A 19,904-nucleotide genomic window follows, 5' to 3' on the forward strand; every position below is an offset into this window, starting at 1 on the left:
GGTCAGGCCACAAAGGGTATCAGGGCCTTGCGCGCGGCCGGATAATCCGGAAATGTTTTCTTGTACCACCGGTGATGCTGGAATGCCCGGGGCCCCAGGTTGAAGATCGTCCAGAGGAGGAAGAATACGCCGCCGACGGACCACGTGGCCAAGGCCCAGCCGAGCCAGGTGATCATTTCTCCAAGGTAATTGGGACATGATATATACTCGTAGAGGCCGCCGCGGGGTATCTTGTAGCCTTTCTCGCCTGGCGCTCGAAGGTTCGCGAGGATATGGTCGGCATGCTTGTTCACGGCCCAGCCGGTAAAAAAGAGCAGGATGCCGATCATGAAGCGGGGATCGTCGAGCCAGGAGGCGGCATACATCGATTCCGGCGCGAGGGTGAAAATCCATCTGCCCTGGACATAGGAGTTGACCATGTTGAACAGAAAGGCCATGAGAACCGTGGTGAGGGGGACCGGATTGCTCCCCCTCAGGCTGAATGGATAGATGAAGGCCCGGTGGAAATAGTGGGACTGCCACAGGGCAAGGAGCAGGATGGTCGTGATCGTTGCCGGCCGGTCGCTGATGAAGAAGTAGAAGAACATCATGACCGAGGCCGGCGCTTCCTGGATGATCCATCCGAGCCTGTTATCGAGGAGGGGCCCCCATTTGCCGCTGGCGTATCTCCCGTAGGGGGCGGCCATGAACTGGAGTGTTATGAATACGGCCGCCCCGAGGGCCAGGAAAGAGAAGACTACAAGGTAATACATTTTGATCTCATTCATCACTTTATTCCTTTATTTTTGTATTTGTATAATGAAAAATTATCCATCCAGATAATCATTGCAACAATTTTTTCATTTGCAATTATAAGCATGCCGCATATTGATCATGCGGCATCGCGCTGGGTTAACAATTGTAAACTTGAATCGATTATGCATCTAAATAATTTGAAAAAACAGATTGCAATTTATCAGATATGCTGTTTATTTATATACACTTTTAACGACAAGGCGGGGATATCCAAGCCTGCCTGGCTCGTTTGCCAGAAATCTATCAACAAATCCGGGAGAATCTTTCCGGGACGGGGGTTGTATGAAAAAAGTATTCATTATGCCGGTGCTGATGGCGGTTGCCATATCGGTCACGACATGCAAGAAGGCCGATCAAGAAATGGTGACGGTCCAATTTTCCGTCGGTAACGCAAAGATCCTGTCGGCCGGCGGAGAAAAGGCCGCGGCGGCAGGCGCCGTTATTTCCTATAACGACAGCATTGTCACCGGCGCGGCGTCCTTTGTCGACCTTAATTTCGGAACACGGGGAGTTATCAGGATCGTGGAGAATTCCACTGTCAAAATGGCGGCCCTCAAGACGGCTGACGGCGCTGACCAGGCGCAATTTGACCTGGACAAGGGGAAGATACTCGTGGTGATGGCAAAGCTGTCAAAGGAGGCGGGCTTCACCGTCAAGACCCGGACGACCATCGCCGCCATCAGGGGCACGTCTTTCATGGTGGTGTCCGATCCTAAAGATTCAAGGGTGTACGTGCTGAAGGGAAAGATACTGGTCCAGCTGGTCAAAGAAGGGAAGCTGGCGGGAACGGTCGAGAAGATGCTTGAGGCCAACAAGAAGGTCATCGTGAGCGAGGACCTGGTCGATCAGATCGTGGCGGGCAAAAAAGACCTGGAAGTGGCCGCCCTGACCCCGAAAGAGACCGCCGACATCAAGAAGGAGTTGAAGGATATCAAGGCCGGCGAAAAGCTCGATGCCGAAGCGAAAAAGGAATTAACGGAAATGACAAGCGATTCTGATTCGAAGGCGGGGGGCGTCAAGGGGCCAGGCCCGGTTAAGCAGAAGGATGCGCCGCAAGATATCCAGAGCCTGCCCGCTATCTAGGATTGGGCCGGCGCGCTGTTTTCCTGATATTAATGATTGTGAAAAATAATTGGAGGGGTGTCATGAAACCATCGATGAGCTTATCGGCCCTATGCGCTGCCCTGTTGATGCTGGCGGCGTTATCGCTGCCGCTTCCCGCGGCGGCGCAGCAGAAGCAGGGAGCGCAAAAGAAGCAGGCGGCTCAGCAGAAGCAGGCGCCGAAGCAGCAGAAGATGTACGAGGTAAAGAAAAAGACTGACGCTGACGGCAAGCGCCAGTGGCATATCAGCGTCGGTTTCAGGGCGGGATGCTTCTGGTGGCAGCCGGTATGGCAGAAGTACGTGTCATTTAAAGAGGTCACAAAGGGAGTGGACAGCTTCACCTATCGGATGGGCCCCAACGCCATTTACGGTCCCATGCTGGGTTTCACCATCAACGAGCGGTGGAGTCTCGCCTGGAATTTCCAGTATGGCCGATATATCGCTGACGCGCGCTCGCTCATTTATCTCAGTCCTTTTTTGATACCGGGAAAGATCCATTTCGCGGTCCAGAAAATGGACAGCGACCTGCTGGTAATGGTGACACTGGCCAAGTTCGCGCGGCTCTTCTTCGGCCCCCGGTACCAGGGGTACCGTTATGATGAAAAATTTCTGATCTTCAAATCGTCGGAGGTGGTGTACCATTCGGTCGCCATGGGGTTCGGCTGCGCCTTCACGGTGCCCATCGCCGCAGGGTTCTACTTCCTGCCGAACCTGTCCCTGGTGGGCCTGGTAGGATGGGAGGAGGCAAATCCGTATAAGATCTCATACACGCTCCAGAGCGAAGCCGCCATTGCCGGGGCCCTGGGCTTCAACGGCAATATCGATTTCGGGTACTATATAGCCCAGGCGGGCATTTCAATCACTGTCGGGTTCCGCGCGCAGTATCTGCATTATCTGAAAAAGGTCCGCGCTTCCTATGGGAACAACGCCGATGTCTTCTTCGGACCGTCCATGGCCGTAGTCTACACCTATTAATCGGGCCCCTGCCGGAGCGGCGGATCGCCGGTCACTGGAGATCCGCCCCTCCTGCCGCCATATAGCCCGTGTCGGATTGCCCTCCCGGCATAGATGCTCACCGAGCGGTTTTTTAATGTTATTCCAAAATTGTTTTGACAATAACCGCAAAATGGAATCGAATCAATAAAAAGTAAAACGTGGCAGGGGGTGGAATTGTCATCATGTCGTCCCCGCCGTGTAAACACATTCACAATAATTTACAACATAAACTAAACATTATCCCGGAGGACTCTAATGACTAAAAAGCTTATTTCTTTTTCAATTATCGCGTTGTTCTGCCTGAGTGGATGCGGCAAATACAGCGATGTCAAATCGGTCATTAAGGACATGACCAAGGCGGTTAACAGGTGCACGGAAGACATAGGCAAGGCGAAAAGCGGGAAGGAGTACGCGAAGGCGATGGATGAATATACGGATAAAATGTATGCCTTGAAACCGAAGCTCTACGGGCTTTTTGACAAGTACCCTGAATTGAAGAACACCTACCCTGATGACTTGAAAAAAGCCATGGATGACTACAAGGCCAGCGAGACGAAGTGGCTGGAGGTTTTTAAATCGACCGCCCTTCAATTCAAGGGCGATAAGGACCTCGACGCCGCCATGCAAAAATTCGGCAAGATGAACAGCGAGACTATATACAAGAAAAAATAATATTCGCGAGGCCCCTTCCCGGCGCTTGTAGCGCCGGAGGGGCCTCGATCCGCAAACGGCCGGCTTACCTTTGTGAAGTATACCCCGCATGATAGCAAAAAAATTATAACAGATGGAGAAGCTTGAAATGAAAAGATTGCTGATGTTCGTCGCGGTTTTTTTATGTATGGCACCCGCCTTCGCGGAAAAGGTTTCACAATCCGATATTGACGGCCTGATCAACAGCCGGTTGACCTGTTATATCCCCATGGGCCATTCAGCCATCACCCTGATGAAGAATAACAGGTATTCCATGGAGCTGGGCAGTCCGGGACTTGACTGGCGGAGCGAAGGGAGGTACGAGCTGAAAAACAGCAGGCTCCTCCTGCACCCGGAAAAATGTTACGACGGGACCACCAGCAAGACGCTTTCCCCGGACTGCGGCAATACGATGGGAGAAGCGGTAGCCACCCTGGATAAATCAGACAGCGATCTCTACTTCTCGAAATATCTCGTTATTGAGGCGGCGGACAGGAAAAAAATCGCCGGCGACACCGCCATCCTGAGATTCGGCCTGCCGGGCACAAAGGTGACGGCTGGTTCCCGGCGCTCCTTCGACGGCATCAATGTGATCACCATGGGCATGCAGATGGGCGTGGTGACCGCCAACGCGAAGATCAGGTTGAAGCCCTCGACACAGGCGCGGTCAATGAAATACCTTGAATCTCCGTATGGTCCCGGTTCTCTGACGGAATCCGTTCCGGCCGGAACGTCTCTGAAAGTCAAGGCCCGCACCGTGGAGAAGGATAAGGTCGGCCAGTGGAACAATTACTGGTACCTGGTTGACGTGGGCATGTGCTCTGATGTCTGGATTTTCGGAGAGCTGGTCAAGCTGAAGTAGCATTTTTAATTCAACAGTAAGGATATCCGCCTATGGCTCTGTTAAGGGATTTTATACTTAAAATCGTACCGCAAGGGATGGCATCGAGAATGGAAAAGGAATCCAGGGAATGGCTGATGAAGTGCCGGCAGTGCGGTCATGCCATATCCGTGTGGGACGCCGGCGGTCTCCGATATAAAGCCGGGGGAAATCCGGTGCGTGGATTTCATTGCCCTCAATGCGGAAAGGTCACCGCCCATGATGTGAAACGATCGACCGATTCGTAAGGCCCGATGGATCTCGGGTCCATGACACGGCGGGGCTGAAAATCATAACCATACCTGGCCATCAACCGCGGCATTCCATCCTTTCTGTAGGAATATATCCTACAGAACAATTCCGCATCGGAGTATCCCAAAAACAGACAAACGCCTATTTACGGCGGTCCGGTAATATACTACTTTCTATATATCATGTCATGACCGTATGGGGAATACTTTCTTTATAGCAGGATGGCGCCATGAAAGGTAAGAGATTAAAAAACAGGAAAGAAGACTTGCGGGAGCAGCTCTCCGAGATCGAGGAGGAGCATGAGGAGTTCGCCACCTTCATGATAGGCGAGGAAACCTACGGCGTGGACATCCTGAAGGTCCGCGATATCATCGGGATCACCGATATCACCCCCGTGCCGAAAAGCCCCCATTTCGTGAAGGGGGTCATCAACCTGCGCGGCAACATCGTGCCCGTCGTGGACCTCAGGCTCAAGTTCAGGATGGCGGAGCGCGAGTATAACAGCGCGACGGTCATCATCGTCGTGGAAGTGAAGGGACGCTACATCGGCATGATCGTCGACTCCGTCTCCGACGTGATCGACATCAAGGTCGAGAGCATCCACGAGAGCCCGCACTACAGCGCGAATATCAGGGAAGACTTCATTCAGAGCGTCAGCAGAAAGGACGACAAGCTTATAATAATACTGGATGTTGACCGGATCCTCAATACCAGCGAGATTGAGAAAGGTGAATAGATACACGGTAAGCCCCCTGTGTATGAGTCAATTCCGGCGCCACGGCGCCGGTTTTTTTTGTAATGGCTTACGCGTGAGACCTGTTATATCACTGTCATCGACGAATCCCTGTAATACGGGATGAGGATAAATCTTTTTCTGGATATTTATATTCATGGATTTCTCACACCGCCAAGCGGGGTTCGAAATGACATATATAGATAAACAAAAAGTCAATTATTGATTGAAGGAAGGTGGTATATGAATCGTCTTGTTGTGAAGCCGCGGTATGTCGGTTTATTGGCACTCGCGCTGATGGTCCCCGTTCTTGTCATGGGCGGCGACAAGGGACCGGTGATATCTTCCACGGCGGCGCTGAAGCTTTTAAAAGACGGCAACGCCCGGTTTGTTTCGGGAAAACGTCAATACCCCAACCAGGGCATGGAGAGGCTTGAAGAGACGAAGAAGGGCCAGCATCCCTTCGTCACCATCCTCTCCTGTTCCGATTCGCGCGTTTCCGTGGAGCACATCTTTGACGCGGGCATCGGCGATATTTTTATCATCAGGGTAGCCGGCAACGTCAGCGGCATTGACGAGATCGCCACCATGGAATACGGCACGGAGCACCTCCATACGCCCCTCCTGGTCGTCCTGGGCCATACGGCCTGCGGCGCGGTTACGGCGGTCACCAGGGGCGACAAGGTGGGCGGCAGCATTCCCCATCTCGTCGGCAGGATCAAGCCGGCCGTCGCAAAGGCGAAGAAGAAGGAGGGCCCGGAGTTCTCTGAAAAGCTCCTCGACGCGGCCATCCGGCTCAACGTATGGCAGGCCATCGAGGACCTGTTCAAAAAGAGCGATATCGTGGAGGAGCTGGTCAGGGAAAACAAGCTGACGGTTGTCGGCGCGCTCTATCACCTTGACACCGGCGAGGTTGAATGGCTGGGCGGGCATCCCGATCAGAAAGCGCTCATGTCCGGAGCGGCTAAGTCAGGGGCAGGGAAACATAAGCACAAGTAAGCCGCTTCACCCGCTCCACGGCAACGGCTTCGCCGGCTGATTTATGACCGGATGCGGGAAAAATAATATATTGACAGATCAATGACAGTCGGGCATCCTGAATCACGTTCCCGGGCATTCTGTCCCGCCCGGGAACGGATACTACTGTTCAGGAAGGCCTGCACATGACAACAATAACCGATAAAGACCGTGAGATGGCTCAGCGTTGCGCCGAGTGTCCCGTATGCTCCCGGGCCAGGAAAAAACAGCGCGGCATTGCCTTCTGGTTCGTCAAGAATATCGAAAACGGCCTGTGTCCCTACTGCGCGGCCTATGAAAGGGTTTACGGCAAGAAGGCCCACGAAGCCTGACGGATCGGCCAGCGGTCATGGCATCATCGGATCTGTATCTCGGCCTTGACGTCGGCGGGACCCATACCGACGCGGTACTTGTCGGCGACAGTGGGATTGTCTCCCACTACAAGGCGGTCACCGACCACTCCAACCTGCTCCTGTCGGTGCGCAAAGCCATAGAGGAAATCACCAGGGATGCCGACAAAACCAGGATCAGGCGGATAAACCTCAGCACCACCCTTTCCACCAACGCCATCGTCGAGGACAAGCTCGAGGATGTCTGCGTCATCATATCCTCCGGCCCCGGCATTGACCCGGGGAATTTCAAGATCGGCGCTTCCTTTAATATGATCGAAGGGTCCATCGACCACCGGGGCAAGGTCGTCAAGGGCTTGGACGCGAAGGCCATCGCGCGCATCGGCGCCGATGCCGGCAAGAAGAAGATCAGGACCTTCGCCGCGGTCACGAAGTTCTCGACCCGCAACCCGGACCAGGAGAACGAGATAGCCAGGGAGGTCAAGGCCGCGTCCGATTTCATCACCCTGGGTCACAAGCTCTCCGGGCAGCTCTCCTTTCCGCGGCGCATTGTCACCGCCTATTTCAACTCGGCGGTGTGGCGCCTGTACAACTCCTTCGCCGACGCCATCGCCAAGGGGCTGGGCGAGCTGGGTATCAGCGCCGAGATCAACGTCCTGAAAGCGGACGGGGGCACCATGCCCTTTTCGCTCTCCCGGGACATCCCCGTGGAATCGATCCTGTCAGGGCCGGCGGCCAGCGTCATGGGCATCGCGGCCCTCTGCGACATCACCCAGGACTGCATCATGCTCGACATCGGCGGAACCACCACGGACATCGCCATCTTCGCCGACGGCGTGCCCATCATAGAGAACGACGGGATTGCCCTGCAGTCCTATCCCACCCTGGTGCGGGCCCTGAAGACCCGCTCCATCGGCATCGGCGGCGATTCGGTCATTCGCCTGAAGGGGAAAGAGGTCACCGTGGGGCCGGACCGGAAGGGGCCCGCCATGGCGGCCGGCGGGGCGGAGCCGTCCCTGGTGGACGCGCTGAACAGCCGGAAGGTCATCAGTTACATGGACACCGAGGCCTCCGTGAAGGGCATCGCGGCCCTGGCGAAAAAGGCCGGCCTTTCTGCGGCGAAGCTCGCGGACGCTGCCTTTGATTACGCCGTGGGACGCATCAGGGACGAAGTGAATGACATGCTCGACGGTATCAACAACCGGCCGGTCTACACCATCCACGAGATGCTGGAGGGGAAGAAGATCGCGCCGAAGAAGGTATATGTCATGGGAGGGCCCGCCAGGGGCTTCCGCGACAGGCTGGCCGACGCCTTCGGCATCGAGGCCGTGCTCCCGGAGAATTTCGACGTGGCCAACGCCATCGGCGCCGCCCTGGCCAAGACGACCATCGAGATCGAGTTCTACGCCGACACGAGCCGTGGCGAGCTCCTCATCCCGAACATCGGCGTGCGCCAGAAGATACCCGCCGGCTACACGCTGAAGGACGCGGAGCGCGACGCCCGCAAGCACCTGGCGGCCCACCTGAAAGGGCTCGGCGTGCCGGTATCTGAGGCGGACACGGACATCATCGAATCATCATCGTTCAACATGGTTGACGGATTTTATACCGCGGGCAGGGACATCCGGGTCAAGTGCCAGATCAAGCCCGGCGTGATCAAGAGGCTCTCATGATAAAGGCAAAGAACAGCATGGGGCTCATCTTCTTCCCCGCCTTCGACTGGGCCATATCGCCGACCCACCCGGAGCGGGAGGAGCGGCTCCTCTACACCCAGGACCAGCTCAGGGAGGAGGGGATCTTTGACATCGACGGCCTCTCCGAGTTTAAGCCGGACATCGCCACGGAAGAGGACGTGATGCGCTCCCATTTCTGCTTCCCCGACGTGGACACGGTGACCACGGAGTCGCACATGATCTCCGCCGGCGGCGCCATCAAGGCGGCGCGCATCGTCATGGACGGGACCGTGGACAAGTCCTTCGCCCTGGTGCGGCCGCCGGGACACCACGCCATGAAGTCGGTCCACGGCAACCGGGGCTTCTGCAACATCAACAACGAAGCGATCATGATCGAGTACATCCGGGACCATTACGGCACCCGGAAGATAGCGGTGGTGGATACGGACTGCCACCACGGCGACGGCTCCCAGGACATCTACTGGAACGACCCGGACGTGCTCTACATTTCGATCCACCAGGACGGCCGCACCCTCTACCCCGGCTCGGGCCACGTGGACGAGCTCGGCGGGCCCAACGCCCTGGGGAAGACCATCAACATCCCCCTGCCGCCGGAGACCTGCGACGAGGGGTTCCTCTACGCCATCGACGAGATCGTGCTGCCGATCCTGAAGGACTTCAAGCCGGAGCTGATCGTGAACTCCGCCGGCCAGGACAACCACTACACGGACCCGATCACCAACATGAGTTTCTCCGCCCAGGGATACGCGATGCTCAACGAGAAGCTCAACCCGGACATAGCGGTCCTCGAGGGGGGATACTCCATCCAGGGGGCGCTTCCCTACGTGAACCTGGGGATCATCCTGGCCATGGCCGGCGTCGACTACTCCCACGTGCGGGAGCCCGATTACCGGAAGGAAGCGCTCCGGCAGGACGCGCGCATCACCGAGTACATCAGGAAGCTCAAGGACGTGGTGCTGGACGCCTACTTCAACCCGCCCGAATACGAGAACCTTCCGCCCTACGGCGACTTCATGACGCGGAAGAAGAACGTCTTCTACGACACCGACGGCATACGGGAGACGCAGATAGAGAAGATCATGCGATGCAAGGAATGCTCCGGCCTCTACAGCCTGGAGACCTTCTCCACGGTCTGCTCCCTCTCCCTCGGTATCGAGATCCCCATCGGCGCGTGCAAGAAATGCGTGAAGGAAGGGGTGAAGCTCCTGAACGACGCGAAGAAGTCGGGGAAGTTCAATACCATCCAGGTCATCGACCGCGTGAAGAAAGAATACTACCGGGTGTGAATACTGCGGCTTGAGATGCACTGCATGACACTCGCGCCTTTGGCGGGTGCTGCGGCCATATGGATTTGGTTGCCGAAGAGGAACTGCACGGATTCTTTAATAGGTTGCCGCGTGATGCGACATTATCGATCTGAAAACTTTTCAATCCGGAGCTGCCGCCCTCCACTACGGCATGCATGCATGAGAAAAAACGCCATATCAGACAAGGGCGTCTCATAAATGAACGTATATTCAACGCTTTCCCTTATCGTATCAATCCTCATGGTCATCCTGGCGATCTACGGGTATCGCATCGATTCGTCTCGACGGGAAAACAAATATTTTTTTTATTTGCTGATATGCTATTCCTATCTGCTTTTTATCATGGTATTCGTCCATTCGGCGCCATCAAAGGACTCTGTTGTTTTCTGGTACAAGATGACGGCTCCGGGTCTCGCCCTCTTCGACGTGTTAAACCTGAACCTGTATCTTGCCGTCGATAAAAGGAAGCTTAGGCCCTGGCAGCATGCGCTCCTGTATATTCCGGTCCCGTTTGTCGTCTACGCCATACTCTTTGATGTTTGTCTCTTCTCGGATTTCATCTACAATGACGGTTCATGGATTTTTATTACCGCATACGGATATTTCTGGTTTTACTTCTATGTGGCGTACGTTTTTTCCTATTCGCTCGCCAGTCTCGTGATCATGTTTCGCCGCATGAGACGGAGCGTTACGATCAAGGAGCGTCGTCAGGCGTTTGTTTTGTTCCTGGCCATGTTGAGCCTACTGTGTGTCGTTTTACCCATAGATTTTATAATTGAGAAATATTTTCATACAAAAATACCGGCCATAGGGCCCCTGGTGCAGGCCATATTTTATGTCCCTGGCGTGTGGTACGCCATTTCGCATTACCGCCTGCTGCATGTGGGTCCTTCCCTCATGGCGGATGACATCATCATGCACATCCATGAAATGGTGATCCTTCTCGGGCCGGACCTCAGGATACTTTCGGTAAACGCCTACGCCGTGGAGCTCCTGGAATTCCCGGCGGACAGCCTCAATGGGAAGGATGTGGGGGATATCCTCCAGGATTCGGATTACCTGATGGATGAGCTTCGCGCGGTCGCCGGCGGGGGCGAAGGGTCCCGGGAGACGCGGGCCATGTTCAGGGGAGGCGGTGACCGTATTGTCGCCGAGATCTATCTCTCCGGGCTGAAGGACAGGTTCGGCGATCCGGCGGGAGTGCTCATGATAGCCCGCCCCGATCATTCCACCGGCGAGTTCCTGCGCCGTTACCGCATCACACCACGCCAGATCCAGGTGATCGACGCGCTCATCCGCGGGGAGAGCGCCCGGGAGATCGCGGCCCGGACCGGGCTTTCCGAGCGGACGGTGGAGACCCACATCATGAACATCTACAATCGCCTCGGCGTCAATAACCGCATCGAGCTTGTTCGCATGACGCGCAAATACGGTATGGAATAGGCCGGATGACCGGACAGTAGTCATCCAGCCGATTTCCCTGAGCGGTCGATGCCATCCGCTCCTCACCTCCGCATATTAAGAATCGAATTGATCTTTCCCTCAAAAGGCGGAAAAAAATAGGACATTACGTATTTCCACGGATGATTCCGGGCGGCCGGGATGTTACTATTTATATGTAAAGTACCTGGAAACCGGTACGTTTCGGACAATTATCAAGTTGGAGGACTACTATTGAAGGCTAAGATTTCATTATTCTTCGCGGTTGGTATCGTGATGACGGTAACGGTTCTGACCACATGCGATAAAAACAACAGCAACGACAGCGGTGATTTATTGCCTGTCCTTGCGTTAAACTCGTCATCAAGCTCGTCATCAAGCACATCATCAGGCTCGTCGTCAGAATCATCATGTTCCACCAAGTCGGATTGTACGGCAGGCCAGTATTGCCTTGATAAAAAATGCCAGAATTATCAATGCAGCAACAATTCCCATTGCTTCGCCAATGAGATATGCAGCGATAACAAGTGCATTGTCCCGGTCACCACGGAATGCGTAGACCTCGGCGGTTACTGTCTTACGGGAAGCTCATGTACTGGCGGTTATTTTCTCTGGAGCTCGTGCGGATGTAGCGTCGCCTCGGCAGGTTGCTGCCTGCCGGAGGGAAGTTGTATGGGCATCGGGGGGGTCTGCAAGGGGACCGCGGAATCGTGTCCTGCCGGTTATTCCGATGTAACGTCACTTGCCAAGGACCCGGACACGGACTGTAAATGTTGTCTTCCCGACTCATTATGATACAAGAAGACCTCCGTACGATACTATTTTCTGGGGGAATTTCCTGGATATCAAAATAATGATCCAGGCCATGAATGCCTTGAAATGATTCGTGTCAGCATCGCCTCCAATCCTTGAGAGAGATTGCCCCCCCTACCCGGGGGGCGCTGTCAGGGATGATCAAGCACGATACTCCACTTTCGAGTTTCCGTTTGTTCTCCTTTGCATGTACCTGCGTATCTATTTTAACGCAGAGTTCACAAAGGACGCAGAGAAAGGATGAGGTATTACATAATGCCGGTAGAGGATTTAAATAAAATGTCTGAAATAATAGGCAAAGCAATTCAGGTCTACCGGGAACCCGGCACCGGTCTTCTCGGGTTTGTAATCACTCTGCGGTCTCCGCGACCTCTGCGTTGAAAAGTGGGTGGCTCGTAAACCGCTTCGGTTTTTATACACTTTATAGTTTATCCCATCATTCCGAAGGCTAAAGCAATGAAACCCGGACCGGATAAAGAAGCATGCAGCATTACCGCAGTCCATGTGTTGTGCGTTCGCTGGGCAATGAACGGGACAACGATTAACGTTGGCAAAAGAATAATTAAATTTCCAATGCCGAAAGCAAGATGAAACACACCCCAGAAGAACGCATTGAGAAGCCATGCGAATTTTCCGACTTTTCGTTCCATTCTTGGCAGAATTACTCCACGCCAGACAATGTTTTCGCCAAGGATGTTAAACGGCCAGTATACCGCCCATAGCGCGAACATCCATAAATGTCCTTCGGTCCATGCTTTTACATTACGGGCAAAGGGCGGGTTGGAATCAAGGCCCAGTACCGCACAAAGCTTGAACATGATGGCGCTTCCGACTGCCATAATAATAAGCCCGGTCAAAAACCATAGCCAGTCGTTTTTATTGAGTTTATGAAACAGAAGCCTTTTGGTTATTTTCTCGGTACCCTTTTCAAGTCTCAGTATGATAAGACCACCGGCTATAACGGGTAAAAATATCAATGGTATTGAAAGAATCATCCATGACCCAAGCGGCATTATGCCGATTCCGCTGAGCATTGGAACGCACAAATAAACCACGAAAAATTGAAGCAAACCGCCAATGACAAAAACCAGGATGTCCGGTATTAATTTTTGAACTTCCGACTTTTTAGCGTTATTCAGCATGTTCTTCACCATCCAGAAATTTGCCCCTATCCAGCTTAGCTCATCGCGACTGAATGGCGTTTATATGAAGCAAATCCGGGCACATGTCAACAGGAAAAATAACGAGGAGCGGGCGTGGGAATTTAATAATTATTATTGACATTGAAGTGATGGTACTTACTATTAGCAATTAATTTGATAAGGAGACTTTATGTTGGTTTTTGTTAAAGGGTTGTTCCTGCTCGGGGATTGACTTCGATCCGGATTTATGTATTAATTTTTTCCGCAGATATTTCATCTCAAGTCTATCCTTCAAGCATTCTCTGTGCGCGCAGAGCAGAACACGATATTCCACAAATCTGAGTTTGTACCGGAGACCGGGAAACACGTCATCCCTCATGGAATGCCGTATTTTCGATGTCTTGCGCTGTTTCATTAAACAAATTATTTCTTTGAGAGGAATGCAATGTCGAGGTGTGACAAAAAATATAAGGATGAAAACAAACCGTTCATCTGCGAAAATTGCGGCAGGGGAGTCGTGCCGGCGGAATCATATACGCGGAACAGGAATCACTGCCCTGAATGCCTCTGGAGCAAGCATGTTGACCTTCGCACCGGTGACCGGATGTCGGTATGCAGGGGACTTATGGAGCCGATCGGCGTATGGGTGAAGGATCGTGACGAATGGGCCCTCATTCACCGGTGCGTGAAATGCGGATCCATAAGGGCCAACAGGATAGCGGGGGACGATAACCGGACGCGGCTTATGAACCTGGCCATCAAGCCCGTGATGCTGTTCCCGTTTCCATATGCCGCCCTGAGCGGCGATGATCCCGGACAGGGGAAACAGGGAGGAGCGAGATGAATCGTTCGAAGCTGGGATGGAATGACTCGCTTGAGGAACAGCTCCTCCGCTGGAGCGGATCGGGCCTGGCCCCGGGAAGAATCGTGGGCGAGGCGGGCCATGGCTACGACGTTGAAACTGATGCGGGAAGGTTCAACGCCGTGGTGTCGGGGCATTTCCGCTATATTGCGGCGTGCCGGGCGGACTATCCGGCGGTCGGTGACTGGGTCCTCCTGCGCGGTGAAAAAGACCCTCTTCAGATTGAACGGGTGCTCGAGAGGGGTGGTTTTTTGTCGCGCCGCGCGGCAGGCAGGAAATGCGACGAGCAGGTCATTGCCGCCAACATAGACCTGATGCTTATCGTGGCGGCTCTTGACGGCGGGCGAAATTTCACGCAACACGGGATTGAGAGATACATAGTCATGGTGCGCGACGGAGGCGCCATGCCCGTGATCGTTTTAAACAAGTGCGATCTCTGCTCTGAAAGCGAGAGAAGCGATTATCGCGCCATGGCCCGTTCGGTTGCCGGAGATATACCCGTTATCATGGTGAGCGCGCTGACGGGCGAGGGCATGGAGCAGCTGCAAGAATTTCTCACCCCGGGGATCACCGCAGCCTTAACCGGGCCGTCGGGAGCGGGAAAGTCGGCCCTCATAAATTATCTTCTGGGAAAGGAGATCCAGAAGACCGGGGCCCTGAGAGAGAATGATATGCGGGGGAGGCATACCACGACCAGGAGGGAGCTTTTCATGCTGGGCGGCGGCGCGATGGTGATTGATACCCCGGGTCTCAGGGAGCTCCGTCCATTCGGAGATGCCGGGTCGATCGATATGGCTTTCACGGAGATTTCCTCGGCCGCGGGAGGGTGCAGGTTTTCTGACTGTACTCATACGAATGAGCCCGGGTGCGAGGTGCTTCGGCTTGTATCGGAAGGGAGAATCGAATTCGGGCGGTATCAAAATTACATCACCATAAGAAACGAGATGATGTCGCTTGAGATGATGAAAAGTGAACAGGGGAGGCTTCAGAGAAAGAGCCGCGACAAGGCGCTGTCAAAACTGGTAAAGAGCTATCTTAAAGAGCATGGGAAATAGCTCATGTGATCACAAGTCCTCGAGTCGGGGCTCGCGTGATCTGGAACAACGGCCCTGGCAAATAGATCTTGACAATTAACAGAAAGCGCATTATCACATGCCATGCTTGATCGACATGACGTATCGGGAAAAAATCATCATCATGAATAGAGGAGGCCATCATGATAAGACATATCGTTATGTTCGCTGCGGCAATCTTCTCGTCAATGCTTATCTTTAACGCGTGCAAGCCGACGGTTAATTCGTCGCCGGGTCATGCCTGTTTTACGATTTTCAAGGCCGGTCCCAACAACCTGAGAACAAATGACATCACCGCGGTAAAAGTCGGAGAGGACATCGCCGTCGACCTGTCCTGTGCCGGCGTGTGCAGTCACAGCATTGACGTGGACTGGGGAGACGGGTCCCGGGGAGAATACCTGACCCACAAGTACGGCAAGCCCGGCACCTACAGCGTGAAGTTCGAATGCAGCACCAAGGGTCAGAAAGCGTCACGCTACGCAAAAAAGAGAAGGCATTACACGAAGACTTCCAGGTACCAGTCATCCAGGACGATCACCGTCACCCAATGATTTAACCGCAACGCAGGAGGGGCCGGGACCGCGTCATGCAGCGGCCCGTCCGGCCTTATTCCCTTCATGGAAAACCTGCCCCTTTGCCATCACCGGTATCATCTTGAATGTTCCCGTCGGCCTTAGGGCCCCTGTCCGGGATATTTCCACTATGTTCATAATGACGGCCTGAACGATGCGGCCGCGTCCTCGCCTATAATTGTAACCCCGCGGTTGTTTGCCTTTTCATAAAATTGTTGTATTTTATAATCGGAACATGAATCCGGAGACGGAGAAGACATTCAATGAACGTGGAACAGCCAAAAACCGCATATCTGTTTAATGGACTGATTGATGACTTCCTTCCCGAGGAGATGGGAAAAGTCATTCATTCATTTATAAAGACCGAGAACCTCTATTTATCCGCCACCCGGGAGATAACCACGAAGCTTGAAATATTAAATGACGAGTTCAAGTACTTGAAGGACCGCAATCCAATCCAGCTTATTAAACCCAGAGTAAAGACACCCAGGAGCATACTTGAAAAGCTGCATAAGCTCGGGTTTGAGCTCAGCGCGGAATCGGCCAGGATAAACCTGAACGACATCGCCGGTGTACGCGTCATATGCTCATACATCGACGATATTTACACTATCGCGGATCTGCTCACGTCGCAGAACGATATCGAATTGATCCGTACCAGGGATTACATTAAGAACCCGAAATCGAACGGATACCGGAGCCTGCATCTGATCATCACGGTGCCGGTTTTTTTGTCGGACAGAACTGAAAAAGTCAAGGTCGAGGTTCAGATCAGAACAATCGCCATGGATTTCTGGGCGTCTCTCGAACATGAGATCGCCTATAAACTTGTCAACGGTAACAATGAGGAAATCAGGAAGGAACTGAGGGACTGCGCCGACGTCATTTCGGACACTGATATTCGCATGCAGAAGCTTTATAATAGTATTCATGCAAAATAATCACAACCACAAGGCGCCTGTCGGGGACTCGTGGCATGACGCCTGTCTTCAGCAGTGCCATGATCATTTCGGATAAGGCCCGTTACCACACCTGGAGCGGTGCCGGAGAGGCGGCTTCCATGACACTCGGACATCCTGTCCGGCGCCACATCACTCCGCTTCGCTTTATTCGGTGACGGCTCGGAGAACAAGCATCTGTCAGAGGGGTGTCGATCCCGATATATTATACTTGATTTTATAATTTATGGTAATTATATAGTCTTACGTTTTTTATATACTTGAAGTCTTTATTATTATATGTGAATAGCTCCCTCCCATACGCCAGGGAGGTCGCGGTGATGATGGAATCGGTATTTGCAAATGAATGAGCAAGCGTGGGATAGAATTTCCGGGGATTATTATTCAGAAATACTGAGTCCGCTCAAGGACTGTAAACACAATCCCCTGATTGATGAGTTGACCGCCCTGAAGTCGAAAAGAATGTCGGTGGTAGAGCTCGGCTGCGGCATAGGAGAACTCATTCCTTTTCTGGAGGAGAATTTCAGGACCGTAGCCGCTATGGATTTCTCTCCGGAAATGATTGCCCAAGCTAAGGAACGGAGCGGTAAGCCTAACACGAAATTCCTGGTCATGAACATCGCCGACATGAGCGGAATCGATGGTTCATTTGATGTTGCGGTGGCCGTGAATTCCATTATTGCCTCGGACCTGGCGAAAGTCAGCCATATGATAAGGGAAATATTCAGAATTCTAAAGCCCGGAGGTAAATTGTTCGCCATCGTTCCGGCCATGGAGTCCTATATTTATCAGAACATGCTTTTTGTTGACAGGGAACTGGAAAAAGAGGTTCCCCAGGAAAAAGTTATCCAGCTGGCATCGAAGCTCCTTGATCACAAGTCATATGACGCCTTTCACGGCCTGATAGATTTTGAAGGCGATATCCAGAAGGCTTTTTATCGTTTTGAGATAGTGTACAGGTTTGGAAAGGCGGGTTTTGGCAATTTCAAGGTCGTGAGGGTCCCTTACCAGTGGACGAAGTGGAAGGAAGCGGGGCAGATGTATTATCCCAGTGAGGACCCTCCCTGGGACTGGTATTTCACTTGCGATAAGCCGAAGTGAAAGTAAATTGTCTTATATGGTTACTACCGCAATGTCGTTTAATTCTCGAGAACAAACGTAATCGGCACCCGCAGCAGCATCTTCACGGTCCTCCCGGAAACCTTCCCGGGCCTGAACCGGAGCCTCGCCACAACCTTCATGGCGGCCTCGTCGAAGCCGTAGCCCGACGGCGGGGACACGATCTTCGCGCTGTTGATGGAGCCGTCCTCGTTCACCTGCATCTGGAGGAGCACCGTTTTTTTTGTGATGTTGGCGGAGCGCGCCGCCTGGGGAAAGTACCTGTTCAGGTCAAAGTCGATGATGGGCACGGGCGGATGGTCGCTCAGGTCCGCGAACATGTAGCCGTCCTTGTCCGTGCCGTCGCCGGAGAGCTTGTTGATGTCGATGTCGGTGCTCTCCGCGTCCGGCTTGTCCTTGCCGGTCCCCTCGATCCATTCCTCCTTTTCGACGGGAGCGGGATTGGTGTCGCCCCCCAGGGGGACCGACGACGGGATGTCGATGAAATCGACGTCCACGTCTTTCATCTTTATCTTGGAAGCGTCGATCAGCTCGTCCTCGTCGGTTGTGAACGAGGGCATGTTGGAGATGAAGTATGCCCCGCCGGCCGCGGCGTGAAGGATTATGGAAATGGTAAGGCAGAGCTCGAAGAGGTCCATCGCCTTTATTTTTTTTCGTATGGTATGTAACAGCTGCGGGGCCATAAGCTGTTCCGGGGTCAGCGTTTTACTGACAGGGCGATGCGGGTGACGCCGGACTGGCGGATGAGGCCCATGACGCGGGCTATGGCGCCGTAGGGGAGCCGCTCGTCCGCGGAAAGTGTCACCCTCATGTTGGGCCGGTACTTTGACTCCTTTGCCAGGTTGGCGACCATTCTCTCCTCGTTGACCTCGGTATCCTCCATCATGAGCTTGCCGTCCTTGGTGAGGGCGATCTGCACCGACTGCTGTATGTTCGGGTCCGCCGCGTTGACCTTGGGGAGGTTGATATTCACCGATTCCATCTTGAGGAAGTTCGCCGTGACCATGAATATGACCAGGAGAACGAGGAGCACGTCGACCATCGGCGTGATATTGATATAACCGATTTCGTCGTCGTCGCCGCTGCCGGGTAGTAATGCCATGATATGTTACCTCTTAACGCTTTTCCGCGTCGCTTTCGGCGCTTTGGTCTCGGCGGGAGCCGCCTTGTGCACATGCAGGCTCGCGCTTATCTCCCGCGAGAGGATCTCAAGCCGCTGGATGATTGTCTTGACCTTCTTGGAAAAGTAGTTGTTGGCCATGACCACGGGAATGGCGATGAAGAGGCCGGCCGCCGTGGCCAGCAGGGCCTTGGAGATGCTGCGCATGACCACGTCCGCTCCGGAGCTGCCGAGGGTGCCGAGGCCGTGGAACGCCTTGATGACGCCCAGGACCGTGCCGAGGAGCCCGATGAAGGGGGCGTTGTTGCCCAGGGTGTTCAGGATGGTCAGCCGTTTCTCGAGCTCTATCTTTTCCTCTAATATCTTCCCGGCCATGAGGTCCTGAAGGCCGTGGGCGTTGTCGCTGGCGTGTTCGATGGAGAAGATGGCGAAACGGGTGTAGACGTTGTCGCCGAATTCACGGGCCTTGTCGGCCGCCGCCTTGAGATCGCGCTTCCTGAGGAGCGCGATCAATTCTTCCGCAAAGCGGGAGATTTTCTTGTTGGAATTGCGCTTGAATATGACTGCCCGCTCCATTCCCACCGCCAGGGCAAGGATGCTGGCCAGTATGAGCATGGCAAATACGAAGGTTTCTCCGTGTCCTACAATGATAAGTATATCTGACATAAGCACTCGCTGAAGTATATAATTAAAGTTTTAGATGTGCGAGAATTAAAAATGATACAAAAACTGGCATACTATTAACCGAGCGGTTAATAATGCAATACTTTTTTTACGCCCTTAATGTTTAAACACGGATCAAGATGATATCTGCTACCGGGTAAATTGATTTTATGCCTTGTCCGCGTTTCGCGTACAAATTATGCCCTCACCCCGCCTCCGGCGCGCCCTCTCCCATAAAGCCATGAAAAAAGGAGAGGGCTCCTCTTTAAGCTCCCCTTCTCCTTTCTTCATTTCTCAATGGGAGAAGGGGCGGGGGGATGAGGG

Annotated in this window: 21 protein-coding genes; 16 read left to right on the plus strand and 5 right to left on the minus strand. The window is 53.6% G+C overall.

What is annotated here, in order from left to right; translation table 11 throughout:
- Positions 1-2 precede the first annotated feature (2 nt).
- Positions 3-767 carry a DUF1295 domain-containing protein gene (locus KA369_15465; protein ID MBP7737378.1) on the minus strand — a complete coding sequence of 255 codons (765 nt, stop codon included), beginning with the start codon at positions 765-767 and terminating at the stop codon, positions 3-5.
- Positions 768-1,077: 310 nt separating this feature from the next.
- Here KA369_15465 and KA369_15470 point away from each other — a divergent pair, with 310 nt between their 5' ends.
- The 11 genes from KA369_15470 (at position 1,078) to KA369_15520 (ending at position 11,260) form a co-directional block, all read left to right on the plus strand.
- Positions 1,078-1,878 (plus strand): FecR domain-containing protein, encoded by an 801-nt coding sequence (locus KA369_15470; protein ID MBP7737379.1) that lies wholly within the window; start codon positions 1,078-1,080, stop codon positions 1,876-1,878.
- Positions 1,879-1,940: 62 nt separating this feature from the next.
- Complete coding sequence (locus tag KA369_15475; GenBank protein ID MBP7737380.1) at positions 1,941-2,873, plus strand: hypothetical protein; 933 nt, start codon at positions 1,941-1,943, stop codon at positions 2,871-2,873.
- Positions 2,874-3,149: 276 nt separating this feature from the next.
- Positions 3,150-3,566, plus strand: a complete 417-nt coding sequence (locus KA369_15480; protein ID MBP7737381.1) for a hypothetical protein — start codon at positions 3,150-3,152, stop codon at positions 3,564-3,566.
- 127 nt (positions 3,567-3,693) lie between these two features.
- Positions 3,694-4,446, plus strand: coding sequence for a hypothetical protein (locus KA369_15485; protein ID MBP7737382.1), 753 nt, complete (start codon positions 3,694-3,696; stop codon positions 4,444-4,446).
- 89 nt (positions 4,447-4,535) lie between these two features.
- Positions 4,536-4,712: a hypothetical protein gene (locus KA369_15490; protein ID MBP7737383.1), complete on the plus strand. Its 177-nt coding sequence runs from the start codon at positions 4,536-4,538 to the stop codon at positions 4,710-4,712.
- A gap of 233 nt (positions 4,713-4,945) precedes the next feature.
- Positions 4,946-5,452, plus strand: a complete 507-nt coding sequence (locus KA369_15495; protein MBP7737384.1) for a purine-binding chemotaxis protein CheW — start codon at positions 4,946-4,948, stop codon at positions 5,450-5,452.
- A gap of 240 nt (positions 5,453-5,692) precedes the next feature.
- Positions 5,693-6,448, plus strand: coding sequence for a carbonic anhydrase (locus KA369_15500; GenBank protein ID MBP7737385.1), 756 nt, complete (start codon positions 5,693-5,695; stop codon positions 6,446-6,448).
- A 164-nt stretch (positions 6,449-6,612) separates the two neighbouring features.
- Positions 6,613-6,798 carry a hypothetical protein gene (locus KA369_15505; protein ID MBP7737386.1) on the plus strand — a complete coding sequence of 62 codons (186 nt, stop codon included), beginning with the start codon at positions 6,613-6,615 and terminating at the stop codon, positions 6,796-6,798.
- Positions 6,799-6,830: 32 nt separating this feature from the next.
- Positions 6,831-8,489: a hydantoinase/oxoprolinase family protein gene (locus tag KA369_15510; protein ID MBP7737387.1), complete on the plus strand. Its 1,659-nt coding sequence runs from the start codon at positions 6,831-6,833 to the stop codon at positions 8,487-8,489.
- Complete coding sequence (locus KA369_15515) at positions 8,486-9,796, plus strand: histone deacetylase (GenBank protein MBP7737388.1); 1,311 nt, start codon at positions 8,486-8,488, stop codon at positions 9,794-9,796. The genes KA369_15510 and KA369_15515 overlap by 4 nt, the downstream gene beginning before the upstream one ends.
- Before the next feature lie 219 nt (positions 9,797-10,015).
- Positions 10,016-11,260 carry a PAS domain-containing protein gene (locus KA369_15520; protein MBP7737389.1) on the plus strand — a complete coding sequence of 415 codons (1,245 nt, stop codon included), beginning with the start codon at positions 10,016-10,018 and terminating at the stop codon, positions 11,258-11,260.
- 1,238 nt (positions 11,261-12,498) lie between these two features.
- On the opposite strand, the gene KA369_15525 is transcribed toward KA369_15520, so the two are convergent.
- Positions 12,499-13,224, minus strand: a complete 726-nt coding sequence (locus KA369_15525) for a CPBP family intramembrane metalloprotease (GenBank protein MBP7737390.1) — start codon at positions 13,222-13,224, stop codon at positions 12,499-12,501.
- A 433-nt stretch (positions 13,225-13,657) separates the two neighbouring features.
- Between KA369_15525 and KA369_15530 the strand changes: the two genes are divergently transcribed.
- From KA369_15530 to KA369_15550, 5 genes are all read left to right on the plus strand, one after another.
- Entirely contained in the window at positions 13,658-14,056 is a 399-nt protein-coding gene (locus KA369_15530; protein MBP7737391.1) for an RNHCP domain-containing protein, read from the plus strand.
- Entirely contained in the window at positions 14,053-15,129 is a 1,077-nt protein-coding gene (gene rsgA / locus KA369_15535; protein ID MBP7737392.1) for a ribosome small subunit-dependent GTPase A, read from the plus strand. Before KA369_15530 ends, rsgA begins: the two co-directional genes overlap by 4 nt.
- 161 nt (positions 15,130-15,290) lie before the next feature.
- Positions 15,291-15,698 carry a hypothetical protein gene (locus KA369_15540; protein MBP7737393.1) on the plus strand — a complete coding sequence of 136 codons (408 nt, stop codon included), beginning with the start codon at positions 15,291-15,293 and terminating at the stop codon, positions 15,696-15,698.
- Between the two features lie 284 nt (positions 15,699-15,982).
- Positions 15,983-16,660 (plus strand): GTP pyrophosphokinase family protein, encoded by a 678-nt coding sequence (locus KA369_15545; protein ID MBP7737394.1) that lies wholly within the window; start codon positions 15,983-15,985, stop codon positions 16,658-16,660.
- A gap of 360 nt (positions 16,661-17,020) precedes the next feature.
- Positions 17,021-17,779 (plus strand): class I SAM-dependent methyltransferase, encoded by a 759-nt coding sequence (locus tag KA369_15550; protein ID MBP7737395.1) that lies wholly within the window; start codon positions 17,021-17,023, stop codon positions 17,777-17,779.
- Positions 17,780-17,817: 38 nt separating this feature from the next.
- Here KA369_15550 and KA369_15555 read toward each other — a convergent pair whose 3' ends face one another.
- From KA369_15555 to KA369_15565, 3 genes are read right to left on the minus strand one after another with little or no spacing between them, the layout of a single operon-like run.
- Positions 17,818-18,480, minus strand: a complete 663-nt coding sequence (locus KA369_15555) for an energy transducer TonB (protein ID MBP7737396.1) — start codon at positions 18,478-18,480, stop codon at positions 17,818-17,820.
- 14 nt (positions 18,481-18,494) lie between these two features.
- Positions 18,495-18,899: a biopolymer transporter ExbD gene (locus KA369_15560; protein MBP7737397.1), complete on the minus strand. Its 405-nt coding sequence runs from the start codon at positions 18,897-18,899 to the stop codon at positions 18,495-18,497.
- 6 nt (positions 18,900-18,905) lie between these two features.
- The gene (locus KA369_15565; protein MBP7737398.1) at positions 18,906-19,583 is read right to left on the minus strand and encodes a MotA/TolQ/ExbB proton channel family protein; all 678 of its coding nucleotides are present in this window, start codon (positions 19,581-19,583) and stop codon (positions 18,906-18,908) included.
- Positions 19,584-19,904 lie beyond the last annotated feature (321 nt).

It is taken from the genome of Spirochaetota bacterium (assembly GCA_017999915.1).
Classification (GTDB): domain Bacteria; phylum Spirochaetota; class UBA4802; order UBA4802; family UBA5550; genus RBG-16-49-21.